General features: G+C 64.0%; 15 protein-coding genes. 4 read left to right on the top strand and 11 right to left on the bottom strand.

What is annotated here, in order from left to right:
• Window position 1: 1 nt before the first annotated feature.
• From AC0L2B_RS19045 to AC0L2B_RS19035, 3 genes are all read right to left on the bottom strand, one after another.
• Entirely contained in the window at window positions 2–1675 is a 1674-nt protein-coding gene (locus AC0L2B_RS19045; RefSeq protein WP_091597697.1) for an NADH-ubiquinone oxidoreductase-F iron-sulfur binding region domain-containing protein, read from the bottom strand.
• A gap of 208 nt (window positions 1676–1883) precedes the next feature.
• On the bottom strand, window positions 1884–2123 hold the full coding sequence (locus AC0L2B_RS19040; RefSeq protein ID WP_031254334.1) for a sulfurtransferase TusA family protein: 240 nt from the start codon (window positions 2121–2123) through the stop codon (window positions 1884–1886).
• Between the two features lie 130 nt (window positions 2124–2253).
• Window positions 2254–3510 (bottom strand): molybdopterin molybdotransferase MoeA, encoded by a 1257-nt coding sequence (locus tag AC0L2B_RS19035; protein ID WP_473746424.1) that lies wholly within the window; start codon window positions 3508–3510, stop codon window positions 2254–2256.
• A gap of 181 nt (window positions 3511–3691) precedes the next feature.
• On the opposite strand from AC0L2B_RS19035, the gene fdhD reads away from it, so the two are divergent.
• Both fdhD and mobA read left to right on the top strand, forming a co-directional pair.
• Window positions 3692–4582 carry a formate dehydrogenase accessory sulfurtransferase FdhD gene (gene fdhD / locus AC0L2B_RS19030; RefSeq protein ID WP_287171284.1) on the top strand — a complete coding sequence of 297 codons (891 nt, stop codon included), beginning with the start codon at window positions 3692–3694 and terminating at the stop codon, window positions 4580–4582.
• Window positions 4572–5204, top strand: a complete 633-nt coding sequence (gene mobA, locus AC0L2B_RS19025; RefSeq protein WP_023797616.1) for a molybdenum cofactor guanylyltransferase MobA — start codon at window positions 4572–4574, stop codon at window positions 5202–5204. Before fdhD ends, mobA begins: the two co-directional genes overlap by 11 nt.
• A 10-nt stretch (window positions 5205–5214) precedes the next feature.
• Here mobA and AC0L2B_RS19020 read toward each other — a convergent pair whose 3' ends face one another.
• Genes AC0L2B_RS19020 through AC0L2B_RS19000 form a run of 5 tightly spaced genes read right to left on the bottom strand, consistent with a single transcriptional unit; the run spans window position 5215 to window position 10633 of the window.
• Complete coding sequence (locus AC0L2B_RS19020) at window positions 5215–7176, bottom strand: molybdopterin biosynthesis protein (protein ID WP_473746423.1); 1962 nt, start codon at window positions 7174–7176, stop codon at window positions 5215–5217.
• A 7-nt stretch (window positions 7177–7183) separates the two neighbouring features.
• Window positions 7184–8305: a molybdopterin-binding protein gene (locus tag AC0L2B_RS19015; protein ID WP_473746422.1), complete on the bottom strand. Its 1122-nt coding sequence runs from the start codon at window positions 8303–8305 to the stop codon at window positions 7184–7186.
• Between the two features lie 50 nt (window positions 8306–8355).
• On the bottom strand, window positions 8356–9207 hold the full coding sequence (locus AC0L2B_RS19010) for an ABC transporter substrate-binding protein (protein ID WP_473746504.1): 852 nt from the start codon (window positions 9205–9207) through the stop codon (window positions 8356–8358).
• A gap of 8 nt (window positions 9208–9215) precedes the next feature.
• On the bottom strand, window positions 9216–9938 hold the full coding sequence (locus AC0L2B_RS19005; RefSeq protein WP_473746503.1) for an ATP-binding cassette domain-containing protein: 723 nt from the start codon (window positions 9936–9938) through the stop codon (window positions 9216–9218).
• A gap of 2 nt (window positions 9939–9940) precedes the next feature.
• Entirely contained in the window at window positions 9941–10633 is a 693-nt protein-coding gene (locus AC0L2B_RS19000) for an ABC transporter permease (protein WP_473746421.1), read from the bottom strand.
• A gap of 101 nt (window positions 10634–10734) precedes the next feature.
• Here AC0L2B_RS19000 and AC0L2B_RS18995 point away from each other — a divergent pair, with 101 nt between their 5' ends.
• Complete coding sequence (locus tag AC0L2B_RS18995; protein WP_473746420.1) at window positions 10735–11610, top strand: substrate-binding domain-containing protein; 876 nt, start codon at window positions 10735–10737, stop codon at window positions 11608–11610.
• A 42-nt stretch (window positions 11611–11652) separates the two neighbouring features.
• Here AC0L2B_RS18995 and AC0L2B_RS18990 read toward each other — a convergent pair whose 3' ends face one another.
• Window positions 11653–11859, bottom strand: a complete 207-nt coding sequence (locus AC0L2B_RS18990; RefSeq protein ID WP_031254328.1) for a DUF6494 family protein — start codon at window positions 11857–11859, stop codon at window positions 11653–11655.
• A gap of 109 nt (window positions 11860–11968) precedes the next feature.
• Between AC0L2B_RS18990 and AC0L2B_RS18985 the strand changes: the two genes are divergently transcribed.
• A complete protein-coding gene (locus AC0L2B_RS18985; protein WP_473746419.1) occupies window positions 11969–13255 on the top strand; it encodes a hypothetical protein in 1287 nt (428 codons plus the stop codon).
• Window positions 13256–13264: 9 nt separating this feature from the next.
• Here AC0L2B_RS18985 and AC0L2B_RS18980 read toward each other — a convergent pair whose 3' ends face one another.
• Window positions 13265–14500, bottom strand: coding sequence for a GGDEF domain-containing protein (locus tag AC0L2B_RS18980; RefSeq protein ID WP_473746502.1), 1236 nt, complete (start codon window positions 14498–14500; stop codon window positions 13265–13267).
• 245 nt (window positions 14501–14745) lie between these two features.
• A complete protein-coding gene (locus AC0L2B_RS18975) occupies window positions 14746–16785 on the bottom strand; it encodes a 4Fe-4S binding protein (RefSeq protein ID WP_473746418.1) in 2040 nt (679 codons plus the stop codon).
• Window positions 16786–16799: the final 14 nt, after the last annotated feature.

Here is a 16799-nt window from a genome sequence, read left to right as displayed (position 1 = left end):
TTCAAAGATCATCCCTAAAATGCGTCAAAAGGTGATTGACCGGATTGGGCGCCGCCTGGCCGAGACCGCAAATGGAGGAATCGCGCATCACTGTTTCAAGGTCGCGCATCGCCGTCTCATCCGGCACGCCCTTCTCTTTCAAGAGCGTTACCAGCTTTTCGGTTCCTTCCCGGCACGGCGTGCATTTCCCGCAACTCTCATGTTTGAAGAAATTCATGAGATTGAGGGTCACATCCCTGATGTTGTCGGCTTGCGAAAGCACGACCACCGCATGTGAGCCGACAAAGGCGCCCTGTTTGGCGAGTTCGCCGCCGAAATCGAGTTCAATGTCGCCCATCGACGCCGGAAGGATGCCGCCCGAGGCTCCACCTGGCAGATAGGCCTTGAATTCATGCCCGTCTGCCATGCCGCCGCAATAATCCTCGATCAGTTCGCGCACGGTGACGCCAGCCGGGGCCAGCTTGACACCCGGCTCCTTCACATGCCCGGAAACCGACCAGGAGCGAATTCCCTGATGGCCGGGCTTGCCCTGCGCGGCGAACCATTCGGGTCCCTTCTCGACGATGTCGCGAATCCACCACAGCGTCTCGACATTGTGGTTGAGTGTCGGGCGTCCGAAAAGTCCGACTTCGGCAATATAGGGAGGCCGGTGGCGGGGCATGCCGCGCTTGCCCTCGATGCTTTCCAGCATCGCGCTTTCCTCGCCGCAAATATAGGCGCCGGCGCCGCGCCGAAGGTCGATGAAACCGGGCTTGACGATGCCGGCTGCCTCGAGCGCCGCGATCTCGGCCCGCAAAATGGCGAGCACGGCCGGGTATTCGTCGCGCATGTAGAAATAAATGCGCTCGGCCTCAACCGCATGGGCGGCGATAAGCGCACCTTCGAAGGTGCGGTGCGGATCCTTTTCGAGATAGATGCGGTCCTTGAAAGTGCCAGGTTCGCCTTCGTCGCCATTGATCGACATCAGCCGCGGCCCTGGATAGCCGCGCACGAAGTTCCATTTCTTGCCGGCCGGAAAGCCGGCGCCGCCGAGACCGCGCAGACCGGCGTGCTCCATGATCTCGATGATGGCGTCAATGCCGGTCTCGCCCGCCTTCACCTTCCGGAGAAGCTGATAGCCGCCAGCGGCCCGATAGGCATCGAGGCCGACATAATCTGGCACGACAACTTTGGTGTCGCCCGAGCGAGCTAGATCGATGAGGATATGGCTGCTGGCTTGGTCGACCTCACGGTCGCCAATGCGCGCCGCGGGCGCTGCGGCGCAGCGGCCCATGCAGGGCGCACGCATGACGCGGACTGTGTTTGGGTCGGCCTTGGCGGCCAGTTCGCCAATCAGGTGTTCGGCGCCCGCCAGCATGCAGCTTATCGATTCGCACACCCGGATTGTCAGCGGCGCGGGTCTCGCCTCGCCTTCCCTGACGATATCGAAATGGTCGTAGAAGGTCGCGACCTCGTAAACCTCCACCTGGGACAGGCGCATGTCTTCGGCAAGCGCTCGCAGATGCGCGGCCGACAGACAACCGTAGCGGTCCTGGATCAGATGCAGGAATTCGATCAACAGATCCCGGCGCCGTTCGCGATGGCCAAGAAGTTCCCGGACCTCGGCCAGGGCAACATCATCCAGCGCCCGCCCTTTGGGTCCGCGATCGGGAGATCGCCGTTGCTGCATTGTCATCCTCTCTCCTCCCGGACCCTTCGTCTGAGGAAGGCGGCTCCCGCCACCAATGTGGTTGTGAGCTCCCTCAGCCCGGCGCACCTTGGGATCAAGGACTTGGCACACAAATCGACTTGGCAGACAAGTTGAACCAAATGCCGGTTTGACAATTTTAGCATGGCCGGGGCGCCGCGACAGAACTGATCTGCGCCCTGATTTGTCGCACGGCCTATACCGGGGCAGCTTGCGCCTTTTCGATCAAGAAAACGATGTGGTCTCCCTGCCGTTGCATCGCCTCCAGGCGGTCGCCCATTTCGTTGATCAGATTGGGAATGTCTATGGCTGCCAGCGGATCGGTGCAACGGACCTCAAGGCGCTCGCCTGGGCTTATGCCGCTGAGCGCCTTGCGGGTTTTCAGCGCCGGCAAGGGACATTTCAATCCCGTCAGATCGAGCTGTCTCGTCGTCATGGTGGCGCACCATGGCGGACCGCTTACCGGTCGTCAACGGTCGCCGACCCAGGGTATACTGCAGTTGAGAGCGGCCAGGCGTCGCACCGCATTTTGGCGTACTGCATGCCCACCGGCTCGACGGCGTTCGTCAATACAGGTCCGAATAGGCAAGGAACTGAACGGTCTGGCCCGGCTCGACCTCGGCTATTTCCTCGCCGAGTTCGACAAGGCCGTGCGTTTGAACCAAAGAAGACAGCATGCCAGCGCCCTCGCGCGGGAATTTGACGGCTTCATATGTGCCATCCTGCGTCCCACGCAGGCTTACCCGCACATATTCGCGTCGCCCCGGCTTTTTGCGGTAGGAGAAGGCGGCCCGCACCGGCCGCGAAATTGGTGGCTGCTGCCGTGCGCCGGCCAGTGCAAAGATCGCGGCGCGCGCAATATGGGCGAATGTGACGAAGCTCGCCACCGGATTGCCGGGCAGCCCAATGAAGGCTGTTCCCCGGATCACCCCCATGGCGACTGGGCGGCCGGGTTTTATGGCCACCCGCCAGAAGACCAGGGTGCCCACACTCTCGACGGCGGCCTTGACGCAGTCGGCCTCCCCGGTCGAGACCCCGCCGGACGCCAGGATCAGGTCCTGTCCTGGCGCAGCCTTGCTCAGCACATCCGCGATCAGCCTGCTGTCGTCGATCAGAATGCCCAAATCGGTGGTCTCGCAGCCCAATCTTGCCAGCATGGCCATCAGCATGAAGCGGTTCGAATCGAAAAGCTGGGCCGGTCCCCGGACCTTTCCCGGCGCGACGATCTCGTTGCCGGTCGAGAAGATCGCGACGCGAACTTTGCGCCGCACATCGATCTGCGTCATGCCGAGCGCCGCGGCGAGCGCAACATCCTGCGGGCGCATGCGCTGGCCGGCCTGCAGGACCACCTTGCCTGTTGCGACGTCCTCGCCCGCCGGCCGCACGTTGGCTCCTCTTTTCAGGCCGGGCGGAAGAATGACCCTGCCGGTATCGTCGACACGGACATCTTCCTGCATGTAGACCGTGTCTGCCCCCTCCGGCAGCGGAGCGCCGGTGAAGATGCGTATGGCTTGTCCGGGCGCGGCGTGCCGATCCGGCGCCATCCCAGCCTGGATCCTGCCGCTCACCGGCAAGGCTTTTTCAACGGTTCCCGGCAGGTCGTCGCCGCGCAGTGCATAGCCGTCGACGGCTGAGTTGGTGAAAGGCGGCAGGGGCAGCGGCGCCACCAGATCACTCGCCAGGACGCGCCCATCGGCAATCGCCAGCTGGACGGTTTCGGTCTCGTCGACAACGGTCAGCCGTGAAGCAATCAGTGCGGCTGTATCATCGAGCGATCGCATCGGGCCGCCGAAAGCGAAGCAGTCATCTGAAAGTTGCGCCATCGAGCCTTCAGCCTCTATGGATCTGGCCGAGCCGGCAGCTCGGCGCCATCCGGCAAGCCCAGTCTGCGCCTGTGCGCGCTTTTGTGGACCGGCATCGGTTTGAACAGGCTATATAGTGCAGGTCAAGCCGGAGGTAACGCGTCCACTCCGGCGAGCGGGATTGCAATTTCAAGAGAGCGCCATGCAACAGATGAAAACCCGACCAGACCCCGCCATCATCATGCCGAGCCCGGATGACATCCGATTGACCGAACAGGTCAGCGGCATCGATCATACGGGCGCCGCTATTCAAATCCGCGTCCCCGTTGAACGCCCGCTGACGCTCTATCTGAATGCCCAGGAGATCGTCACGATGATGACGATCGGCGACTATCCCGAATATCTGGCGCTGGGCTACCTGCTCAATCAGAACATGCTCAAATCTGACGACGTCGTAACCGAGGTCGAATATGACGACGACGTGCAGGTCGTGGTCGTCCGTACCGAGCGCAACACAAATTACGAGCAGAAGCTTAGAAAACGGACGCAGACTTCAGGCTGCGCGCAGGGGACCGCTTTCGGCGATCTTCTCGAGGCGCTCGATATCACTCTGCCGCCAGCCGCGCTGCACACCTCCTGGCTTTACCAAATGACCCGCACGATCAACACGACGCCGTCGCTCTATCTCCAGGCGGGCGCGATTCATGGCTGCGTGCTTTGCAAGGAAGGCACGCCGATCTGCTACATGGAGGACGTCGGGCGCCACAACGCCGTCGACAAGATCGCCGGCTGGATGTATCGCCACGGCATCGATGCCGCTGACAAGATCCTTTACACGACGGGCAGGCTGACGTCGGAAATGACGATCAAGACGGTTCGAATGGGCATTCCGATCCTCGTCTCGCGCTCGGGTTTCACCGCCTGGGGAGTAGATCTGGCGCGTCAGGCCGGCCTGACGCTGGTCGGTCGGGCGCGCGGCAAGCGGTTCGCCGTGCTATCGGGCGCGGACCGCATCGTCTTCGACCAGGACCTCGCTTCCGTCGACGAGGAAGCACCGCGTCACAGACGCAAGGGAGCCGACGATGGCGAATGAGAAGGTGCCGACCCTGGGCGTCGTTCTCGCCGGCGGGCTCGCCCGGCGCATGGGCGGTGGCGACAAATCGATGCGTCGGATCGACGGACTCACCATCCTCGAGCGTGTCCTCGAGCGCCTCAGCCCGCAATGCGACGGGCTGTTGCTGAACGCCAATGGCGACCCTGCCCGCTTCGACCGCTTTCGCCTACCAGTCGTCGCCGACCCGGTCGAGAATTATCCGGGCCCGCTTGCCGGCGTGCTTGCGGGCCTCGACTGGACCGCGGCGAACAGGCCCGATGTCGAATGGATCGTCAGCGTCGCAGCGGACTGTCCTTTCTTGCCGCGCGACCTCGTCGAACGGCTGCATCGGGCGCGCATGGCGAAAGCTGCGGATCTGGCGGTGGCGATGTCAGCGGGTCGGACGCATCCTGTCATCGGGCTGTGGCAAGTGGCGATGCGAGATGCGCTACGCCATGCACTGGTCGAAGAGGGCGTTCGCAAGATCGACCTGTGGACGGCTCGCTACAAGGTTGCAACCCAGTCCTGGCCGGACAAGCCGGTGGATCCCTTCTTCAATGTCAACACGGTCGAAGATTTTGCCGAGGCCGAACGGCTGGTTGGGCACCTTGCCGACCCTTAACCCGGATATCTCACACTTGGCCAGGTCGGGTAAAACCCATGCGCTCGACCGCCTCGTTGAATTCAGGCGAAGCGAGCGCGGTTAGGAAGGCCTGCACCGCGGGTCGCTGTTTGCGGGCAGAGACCAGCGCGAAATCATAATGCTCTTCCTTCAGCGCAATGAAGCCGAGCCCGGCTGAGCGCGCCACCGGCGCAATGGTGACGCCCCAGTCGGCTCGGTTCTGCGCCACGGCCGCCGCGACGGCATTGTGCGAGCGGGGCTGGTTCCAATATCCGTCGGGGCGCGCGGCACCAAGCAGTTGGTCGATCAGGATGCGCGTGCCCGAGCCCTGGTTGCGGTTGACCATCATGCAATTGGGATCGGCGAGTGCGGCTCGCACCGCCTCCTCTGGGTCGGTCCCCTGGAAGCGCAGGTCGCCCGGGTGGTAGACGATGCCCTGCATGCGTCGCCATCCCTGCACGAGTTCGAGGCCGTCGCTCAGGAACGGCGCATTGTAGCTTTGCGTCTTGGCATCGAAGAGGTGGATGGGCGCGATATCGCACTCGCCTCGCCTGGCCGCGGCCAGGCCGCCCAGGCTGCCGACCGCGATGGACCGCACCGTCAGGCCGGCGCGAAACAGAATGCCCACGACAACATCGAGGCCGGTGCAGTTGCTGCCGATCACCACGAGATCGGGAACACGGACGTGCGGGCTGAACAGCGTCACCGACGCCTCGCTTCCGGCAGGCATATTGTCGGCTAGAGCTTCGATGCTGATGAAGCCGTCGGCCTGGGCAAAGGACGTTATCGCCCCCGAGCCCTTGCCGGTGGGATAGGCGACCAGCCCCTGCTCACCCTCGACCAGCGATACCATCACGAACTCCGTGCGGCCGAGTTCGGACTGAATGCGCAGTGGGACCTTTGCAGCGACCTTCGCTTCGGTCCGAGGCGGCAGGCCCGCCATGCGGCGCAGCACGGGTACGATCATGTCGTGGAAGGTGAACATGGCCGAAGTCGGGAATCCCGGCAGCACGACGACCGGCTTGCCGTCGCAGACGGCGAGGCAAAGCGGCTTTCCCGGCTTCAGCGCCACGCCATGGGCAACGATGCCGGGCGCGCCGAGACGGTTCACGATGCGGTGGCTGACATCACCCGCGCCCTTGGACGTCCCACCCGACAGTATCAGCACGTCATGCGCCGCCAGCGCCTCGCGCATGGCGGCTTCGAGTGTGGCTTCGTCATCCGGATAGGCGCCGAGAAAGCTCGCCTGGCCGCCATTTTCGGTTATCGCGGCGCTGACGATTGCGCCATTGGCGTCGTAAATGCCGGCGGGTCGCAGGGTGTCGCCTGGTTGGACAAGTTCGTCGCCGGTCGACAAAACCGCCACCCGCAGCTTGCGCGCCACCGTCACCAGCGCAATTCCACAGGCGGCAAGCATGCCGATTTCACGCGAGCCGATCACCGTTCCGGCGCGCAGCAGAACCTCACCGCGGGCAATGTCGGATCCGGCATGCGAGATGAACTGGCCGGGCGAGGCTCCGCGCCTGACCTCGATGGCATCGCCTTCGGCTGGGTGTGTCTGCTCCACCATGACGATGGCATCGGCGCCGCGCGGCACCGGCCCGCCCGTCGCGATCGAGGTGGCGGTGCCTGCGAGCACAGGGATTTGCGGGGCGACACCGCAGGCGATGGTTTCGCGGTTGAGCAGGAGCCTGGCAGGAAGCGCCTCCGACGCGGTGGCGATGTCGGCGGCGCGCACGGCAAAACCATCGACGTTCGAACGGTCGAAGGGCGGCACGTCGATCGGAGCCCTGACATCATCGGCAAGCGGCAGCCCAAGCGCATCCGCCAGCATCAGTTCTTCGGTCGGGGTCGTCCTGGGAAATAGCACCGCCTCGAAACGGGCGAGCGCCTCGTCGCGCGACAGGACCGTCAGGAACTGCTCCTGGCCGGTATGCTCCTGGCCGGTATCTGGGCGGGTGGATCTGGTCATCACCGACTCATCTGGGATCGTCGAACACAAAGGCGCCGACAGGTGTTCCCGCGGCCCAACCCTCACTGCCCCCTGGAATGGCAAGCCATGCATCCGCCAGGCGGATCGCCTCCAGCGAAAAATCTCCTATCGCAAGCGGCCGCCATCTGTCTTGTTGCTGGTTCAGCAGGACGATCTCGGCCAGTCCGACCGTGGACGAGATTTTCCGCTCCAGCGCCAGGACCGTCTGTCGCCGGGCGCTCCTTTCCGTCAGGCGATCGATAGCCGGCTGAACCAGCGCCAGAAAGGCGGCAAGAGCCTGATCGGGCGCGCCAGGCAGAGCAATGATCGGGACCGCATCGAGCCGTCCGATCGCCGCGGTTCGGCCGGGCTGGAGCGCTATGTTGTGGGCGATGAGCGCCCCACGCGCGGCAAGCGCGTCGGCTGTAGCGTCGGCGCGCCCCGCACCAGTGCCTCCAATCAGGATGATCAGATCGCCGGCTGCATTGCCAAGCGCCTGGGCGACGGATTTGGCGTCGCGCGAAACCGTTTCGATATCGAACACCGTCGCGCCAGAAGCTCTTGCGAGGTCGGCGACAAGATGGCCCGTGAAAGTATCGCTCGTTGGGGCGGCGACATCGATCAGGCGCACCTGCGGCATCCGCACCGCAATTTCACCAATCCCTGCACTTCGCACGGTCAGGAGGTCCGCGGCCGACAGCCTGTGCCCAGCAATGATCAGCGGTCGGCCCGCCGCCATGTCCTCGCCAGCGCGTCGCACGCCCTGGCCCGGAGCTGCTTCATCGAGCGCCTGGGGCATCGGGCCGCTGCAATCGATGAGATCGGCCTCGAGAACGCAATCGCATCCCTCCGGCATGGCGCCGCCTGCTTCTATCCAGACCGGAAATGCCATCAGCGGCAGCGGCGAATAGGCCGACGCACCGGCAAGATCGAGCGCGCGGCACGCCCAGCCATCTGTCTTTGCCGTGTCGCGGACCGGCTGCGCGCGTGCCAGGGGCGGCATGGCGGCGCCGATCTTCCCAGGCGTCTGGTCAAGCGGCAAAAGAGTGGGCGCGACCGGCTCCACTCCGTCGAGGAGTGCGGCGAGAGCCGCTTCGAGTCCGGTCAGCGCGCCGATGGAAGGCTGCATTCTCATCATGTCCGATGATGGGGCAGATGCGAACCGCTTTGCAACCGACTTCAGGAGCGCTGCTGCTCAGCGTTCGGGAAGAAGAGTTGCTGGCCGTCAATGGTGTACTCGCCGATCGCCTGCTGTCCTTCCGGCGAGATCAGCCAATCTATGAAGCGTTGGCCGGGTTCGGCCTTGACGTTCGGATGCCTCGCGGGGTTCACCAGGATGACGCCGTACTGGTTGAACAGCCTTTTGTCGCCTTCGACCACGATCTCCAGTTCGCCGCGGTTCTTGAATGCCAGCCATGTGGCGCGATCGGAAAGCACATAGGCATCCATGGCGCTGGCTGTGTTGAGCGCAGCGCCCATGCCCTGCCCTATCTCCTTGTACCAGGGGTCCCCCACCGCCGCGATATCGACACCTGCCGCCTTCCAGAGTCCGAGTTCAGCAAAGTGGGTTCCGGATTTGTCGCCGCGGGAAACAAAAACAGCTTTTTTGCTCTGGATCGATGTCAAGGCAACTGCGATATCCGGCGAACCCTTGATGCCGGCCGGGTCGCTTCTGGGCCCAATCAGGACGAAATCATTGTACATCACATCGAAGCGTCTCACGCCAAAACCTTGCTGGACGAATTTCTCCTCCTGCGCCCTGGCATGGACGAAGACTACGTCTGCGTCTCCCCGGCGGCCGGCGTCGAGCGCCTGGCCGGTTCCCTGCGCGACCACCCTCACCTCGATACCGGTCCTCGTGGTGAACAACGGCAGTATGTGGTCGAAAAGGCCGGCATCCCGCGTCGACGTCGTCGAGGCCACCACGATCGACTGTTCCTGTGCGCTGGCCGATGCGCCGCTGGAGGCGAGGAAGGTCAAAATGACCGCAATTGCGGTAAACTGCCGACGGTTCAGCACTGGAAGCTCCATTTCCGCAGTCAAAGAACGAGTTCCCCATGGATAAAGGCTGCAGCTTCTGCGGATGCGGGGCGATCGAAAAAATCACCGGCGCTGGCGTGCTCGCACAGTCGGCCGCGAACGAGGAAGACGACATCTCCCGCGAGCCGTCGCACCTGACCGAGATCGTGCGAAGCCATGACGATCTTGGTGCCCGATTGGGAGGCGATGAGGATGATCTCCTCGACATGGCGGGTTGCAGCGGGATCAAGGCTGGCGGTGGGCTCATCGAGCAGCAGGACCTCGGGTTCGCGCGCCAGTGCGCGGGCAAGCGCCACGCGCTGTTGCTCGCCGCCGGACAAGCGCCGCGCAGGTCGCGCCGCCAGGCCCAGAAGGCCCACACGATCGAGAAGTTCCTCGGTGCGTGTCGCGCGACGATGGCGCGGACAGCCAGCTTGCGCCAGTCCGTAAGCCACGTTGGCGGCGACGGAGCGGCGCAGCATCACCGGTTTCTGGAGCAGCATTGCCCGGCGGCCGAGGCCGCGATCGGTGCGCCCACCCCAGCTCACAGTTCCTGCGGAAGGCGCGGCAAGTCCCATGCAAACCCGAAGCAGTGACGTCTTGCCCGCGCCATTGGGACCGAGCACCAGTGTCGGCGCACCGGGAGCAATCGCCAGGTTCAGGCGGTCGAGCATGGTCGTGGCGCCGGCGCTGAGCGAGACGCGGTCCAGAACGAGAGGAAGGTCGGTCAGCGCGCCCCGCATCATCAAGCCACCCGTTGCTCCGACCACAATCGCAGGCCCCAGGCAGCGACATTGATGGCAAGAATGAGGCCGATCAGGATGACGCCGAGCCCGATCGCGAGCGGCAGGTCTCCCTTTGATGTTTCGAGCGCGATCGTGGTGGTCATGGTTCGGGTAAAGCCCTCGATATTGCCGCCGACGATCATGACCGTGCCGACTTCGGCGGCCGCCCGGCCGAAGCCGGCGAGCATTGCGGTGATCAGGCTGAAACGGCTGTCCCACAAGAGCGTCGCCACCCGGCCTGTCGGGCCGACGCCCATCGCCGTCAGTTCGTCGCGATATTCGCGCCACAAATCCTCGATGGTCTGGCGCGTCAGAGCCGCGATAATCGGCAGGACGAGAAGCGCCTGCGCGATGACCATGGCGGCCGGTGTGAACAGCAGGCCGAACGCGCCGAGCGGCCCTGATCGCGACAACAGCAGGTAAACGGTCAGGCCGACGACTACGGGCGGCAGGCCCATGAAGCCGTTGACAAGCACGACGAGCGCGGAACGTCCCGGAAAACGGGTCAGTGCCAGCAACGCCCCGAGCGGCAGTCCCACGACGGCCGCAACTGCAACGGCGGCCAGGGTAATGGTCAGCGAAAGCCGCACTATCGAGATCAGCGTCGCGTCGCCACTCGCGATAAGCTGCCATGCATTTAGGCCTTCTGACATACCCCTTTCACCTGCGCTGCTTCGTCATGCTATTTCTGCTGCATTTACTCCGCATTCGTCAAACAATTGAACCTGCGCAGGAATATGCATAAGATTGCAGGATGGATTTGCTGACGACTGCAGAAGCCGCAGACTATTTGCGCCTTGGCGAACGCAAGCTTTACGAGCTGGTCGCCAAAAACAGCATCCCGTGCAGCAAAGTGACGGGCAAATGGCTGTTTCCGCGTAACGAGCTCGACCGGTGGGTTCTGTCGGGATTGGCGCGTCCCGACGGAATGATTGCGCCCGAGCCGCCGCCCATAGTCGGCGGCAGCCAGGACGACCTGCTTGAATGGAGCCTTCGTCAGGCGGGCTCTGGCCTCGCCTCGCTTACCGAGGGGACGGCAGGCGGCGTTGCGCGTCTTTTGCGTGGCGAGATTGCCGCTGCGGCGATCCATTTCCACGGTGATGCCGCCGACCCCAATGTGGAGGCCGCGCGCGCCATGCCGCGGCTGCACGATGCGGTGCTGATCGGTTTCACGCGGCGCGAACAAGGGCTGCTGCTGCCGCCGGGCAACCCCCGATCGCTCAACAGCCTGCCCGATGTCCTAGAAAGCGGCGCCAAGATCGCGATGCGCCAGGTCGGGGCCGGAGCCCAAATGCTGCTGGATGTCCTGGTCGCCCGCGCCGGCGCCAGCCAGAGGCGGTTGAACCGGCTCGAGCCGCCATGCCTGACAGGGCCGGAACTCGCTGCCGCGATCCGGACCGGCAGGGCCGATTGCGGCATCGCCACACGCGCCGCCGCGCGCGCCGCCGGCCTCAAATTCGTGTCATTGGCGTGGGAGAATTTCGATCTGCTGATGCGGCAGCGAACCTATTTCCAGCCTTCGATCCAGGCGCTGATCCGCCTCATGGCCCAGGACAGCTTCACCCAGCGCGCCGCAGAACTTACGGGCTATGACACCGACCCGGCCGGGCAGGTCCGATTCTTCCATTGATGTGGGGTGTCGATGGAGCGCCGGGCGCACCGCCGAACCTGTTCAGCCAAGGTCGATGTCGCCTTCGACGACGTGGTGCAGACCCGCGCGTTCGGCCGTGATCACGGCCCTCACGGTCAGGCGCCCCTGCCCTTTCAGTCCCGCATCCGCCACGGCCTTTTCGATCGCCTGCTGCGAGGTGACGCCGACCTGCTTCAGGAACTTGCGCATCGACACGTTGAAGGCATCGGTTTCCATGTTTTGAGTCATAGGATTGCCTCTAATAGCTTGGACTGTGCGGCTGGTCGGGTCGCGATCGCATGCTGTTCCCCGGCAAAGACGCTGCCCGCCAGCGGAACACGGAAACGTATGATGCGCAATGCATAAGACGCTCGCAACAGCTTTGCTCGCTGCTGTTTTCCTCGCCGGCGCGACGGCACATGGTGCGGAACTGCGCGGGCATGGCGGTCCGGTGCGGGCGATTTCCGTGGCGCCGGACGGAAAGACGGTGGCAACCGGCAGTTTTGATACCAAGGCAATCATCTGGTCGCTTGAGACCGGCGAAGCACGCGACGTGCTGCTCTTTCATGAAGGTGAGGTAACTGCCGTCGCTGCATTGCCGAACGGGCGCTTTGCCAGCGCCGGTACGGATGGTCGCATCGCGATCTGGCAAATCGGTCGAGGCGAGCCGGCCCGCATCCTGGAGGGCCACACCGGGCCTGTCGCCGACCTCGAACTGTCACCCGACGGATCGATGCTGGCTTCGGCGTCCTGGGACACCACCGTCCGGCTCTGGCCGCTTGCCGGTGGGCCAGCGCGCGTCCTCGAAGGCCATCGTGCAAACGTCAATGCGCTCGCCTTCTTGGCGGACGCAACCCTCGTCAGCGCCGGCTATGACGCGACAGTCATCTTTTGGCCGAGCCAGGCTGGGGCGGCTCCGCTTCGGGCCATCATGCCGACGCCGCTCAACGCGCTAGCAAGAGCGTCCGGGGACCGCCTGTTCGTCGCAGGTGCTGACGGGCAGCTGCGGCTGCTCGACCGGCGCGGCAAAGTGCAGCTGGAAGTTCCGGTCTTGGGCAAACCGGTGATTGCTCTCGCCGCCACCCCAGACGCGAACTATCTCGCCGTCGCCGGCATCGGTGATGGAATCCTGTTGCTGGACGCCATCAGCCTCTCCACCATCCGCACGCTCGTCACCTCCGGCGTGGCGGTATGGTCGCTTGCGTTCGCGGCTGGCGGCAAGACGCTTCTGGCTGGCGGCGCCGACCATCTGGTGCGGGAATGGAACGTCGAGACGGGCGAGCGTCTTGGGGCGGCTGCGACCGGCAGGACCGATCCGATGGCCAGATACGCAGGCAATCCGGACGCAGAAGTATTTCGCGCCTGCGTTGCCTGCCATACGCTCGACCCCAACGATGGCCATCGAGCCGGGCCGACGCTGCATGGCATTTTCGGGCGCAAGATAGCGTCCGTGCCGGGTTACCATTATTCGCCCGCTTTCCGGAAAATGGACATCGTCTGGACACCGGAAACCGTGTCAGAGCTGTTCGAGCTGGGTCCGAACGCCTACACCCCCGGCACCAAGATGCCTGAACAGACGATCAGCAATGCCGAGGATCGGGCAGCCCTGATCCGCTTTCTTCAGGCCGAGACACGCACCGACTGAACTTCGACATCACCGCATCGACCGAGCGCCCAAAAGGCTCGATGACTCCAGCCTGTGGAACACCGCCCGATTGCGGCCAGTCTGCTTGGCAACATAGAGTGCTTCATCGGCCTGGCGCTGGAGCTGCTCCGGCGAAATGGCCTGGTCCGGCGCCTGGACCGCCACGCCGATGCTGAGGGTGATATAGCGGGACACGCGGGATCCAGGATTAGGAAGACGAGCAGCTTCCACACACTCGCGAATTCGCTCGGCTACAATGGCGGCCTCCTGCTCGTTCACACTTGGAAGCAGCACGAGAAATTCCTCACCGCCGTAGCGCGCAACATGATCGCGATCGCGCCTCACGTTCTCCCGGATCAAGCGGGCGACCTCGATGAGGCAACGATCGCCCTCGGCATGACCGAGACGATCGTTGAGCTTCTTGAAGTCGTCGATGTCGCACATCAGCATGGCGGCGCCGCCGGGGCATTTGCCGCCACCGCCCCAGACGTGGTCGAGCGTTTCCGTCATCCGGCGCCGATTGTCGACGCCGGTCAGCGGATCGGTTCTCGCCAGAAGCTCCAGCCGATCGTTCGCTTCTGCCAGTTCGGCAACCCTGTGTCGGTCTCGAAGCTCGAACAGAAAAGTCTTCTGAGCCAGAATTGTCATCGTACGCCGCGCGGCGACCGTAGCGAGAATGCCGCTGGCAAAAAACAACGTGGCAGCCACCGCATTGCCAATCTCAAGGCCCGGGTTCTGCACCTGGAAGACGAGATAGAGACCGAGAGCCAAAGCCGCGACCGTCACGGTCCATGCCTGAGGGACGCCGAAGATGATGATGGCGGTAATCGCTACGAACAGCATGATGTTCAAGTGCCGTTCGTAGAACTCGCCGCCGGCGCTTGCGCCGACCAATACGATCGACAACAGGATGAGGAACACGCCTGTGATCAGGGAAACCCCCTGGACCCAGGACGGGCGCCGTTTTCGCCAGACAAGGACCACGGCTGCAGCGACGGGAGGGATGATGGCGCCAGGCAAGAGCATGGATAGCGCGATCGACCTTGGAAGCATCACCAGGTTGAGCGCCAGCGTCAGGACATCCAGGAACGCCACCCATGTCATCCAGGCGCGGATGATCTTGGCCGTTTGCGACCAGACACGTGCCTGAAACAGGCGCTTGATCTCGCCTTTGAGCCGGATGTCGCGCGTGCGCTGCGCCAGAAGTCGCTCAACTTCCGCCGTGACGGCAGGATCGTCCTGCATGTCGAGGTGCGTTCGATCTACCAATCGACGGGCCCTGAGGCCTCCCGTTCCCATACATCCATTCGAGCCACCCGGTGGTCAGCCGAGCGGCAAGCATGTCACGCTATGCCTAAGATTTGATTGCTAAAACCATTATTTGCGTGTTGATTGCAACCCTCGAAGCCGGCTCTCCGCTTGACGCCGGCAAGGCGGTGCACCCTACCTATGTCGAGGGGCAGTCCAAAGCGAGGGCTCAGACCGAGGGCTCAGACCGCCTTGTCGCTCGAGGCCTTGCGCTCCCGCAGAAAGTCTTCAGTGGTTCGCGGCGGCGAACGACCAGGGCCTGCATAAGGATCGAAGCCCTCATTCATCGCCGCATCGACGCGGCAATTGTCGCACATCCGTACAAGGTCGAGCCGCCGTGCGTTCTCGCCTGCAAACATCCAGTGTTTGCCTTCGAGCTTGGCGACGATCCGCTCGACGGTGCTCCTTGTGCCGAACGGCTTTGTGCAGCGGATGCAGTTGTACGGCTCCTCTTGCTTCACGACCCGGCTGCGAGCACCCCATGCCTGGAAATCCACCTGCGGCGTCAAGGTGATGACCTTCTCCGGGCAGGTCGCGGCGCAAAGGCCGCACTGCACGCAGGCGCTCTCGGAAAAATACAAAGCCGGCTGCTGTTCGCTATCGGAAAGCGCCCCCGTTGGACAGGCCGAGACACAAGAGAGGCAGAGCGTGCAGCCTTCGACATTGACGTCCAGGCCGCCGAACGGAGCTGCAGCAGGCAACGCCACGCGGTCGACCGGCGTCGGCGCGGCTCGATGGAGTTCGAGCATGGTGCTCGTCAGCAGGCTGCGCTTCTTGCCGAGCGGCAGGAATGCCGCCGGGCGCCGCGACGCAACATCTGGAGTAATCAGGTCGAGCGCCGAGGCGAGTATGTCGGGATCGTCCACTTCGATCAATCCGCAGACCTCCGCGCCATAACCGAGAGACCGGCTCAAAAGATTGGCGATTGCGATGTTTGCGGCAATTCCGGTAAGCTCATGCCTTGGCTTGGCCGACGACAGCGCCCTTACGGCGCAAGCGCCCCAGGCGATCGGCGCGGTCCACGCCTCGATCCCTAACTGGGTTATCTCGTTCACCGCGACCGGCAGGACATTTGCGGGCAGACCCGCGCCGAAGCGGGCAAGTGCGTCGATCAGCGGCTCGCCATGGCCGAGATCATGGAAAAGCACAATCGCATCCAGGCCGCCCGCCTCACGATAGGTGACAAGAAGCGTCCGCAGCCGCCGAAGCAGCGACTCGGCATCCGGCACGGCGTAGGCGGCAGCACCCGTGGGACATGCCGCCGCGCAGCTGCCGCAGCCGGCGCACACTTCCGCATCGATTGCGACGTGGTCGCCGGCAGGCGCTATCGCCCCTGTCGGGCACAGATCGAGGCACCGCGTGCAGCCGGTGATGCGCGATCTCGAATGGGCGCACAGATCGGCGGAGAAATCGATGAAGCGCGGCTTGTCGAACTCGCCAACCAAATCGGCTGCCCTTGCGATCGCAACGGCGACGGAGGCGCGATCGCCGGGATCGGCCTTCACGTAGCCGTCGCGCAATTCATGAGCAGGGAAAATTGGAACCCCGCCGGAGAGATCAAGGATGATGTCGGCGTTCGAGACCGCTCCATCCCGCGATATCCCGAAGCCAAGCCGATCGCGCGAAGATGGATTGGGCGCCGCGAAATCATCGACTGTCAATTCGAAGGCGCCAAGATGGCCGCGCGCTTGCCGGATCGTTCCCTGCATGACGGGAAAATCCCAGACCCGGTGCGGCGCGATATCGCGCGGACGGCTAAGCAACACAGTGACATCCAGCTTTTCGGCGAGTTGCCGGCCCGCATCGATCGCCGTCGCGTCGCAGCCATAGACCAGGACGACACCATTGCTCGAAAGCGTAACCAGCGCGGGTGGCGAAGCGGGTTCGGCCGCCATGGCGAGCAGAGCCGCCGCTTTCGGACCGGCAGCAGCAGCATCCTGCGACCAGCCGCCCGTCTCGCGAATGTTTGCGAAAACCAGATCGCCTGCGAAACCGAGTTCCCCGGCTAGGTCGCCGAAAAGCGGCGCCTGTTGCGTGCAGCTGATGGTGACTGCTTGGCCGCCGCTCAGGGCGCTGCGCACCCGGTCGAGTTCCGCGCCGCAGAACTGGTCCCCCGCCTCGACCCGTGCGCCCGTGCATCCGCGGGCGACGCTGGCGCCGAAGCGTGGCATGCTCCGCTCGCAGGAGCAGACCAGGACCGTGCGTCGTTTGTCCAGGCTCATCCCGACTCCCGTGG

Source organism: Mesorhizobium sp. WSM4815 (assembly GCF_055811575.1).
Note: the sequence above shows the minus strand (reverse complement) of the source record. Positions and strands in the feature narration are given on the sequence as shown.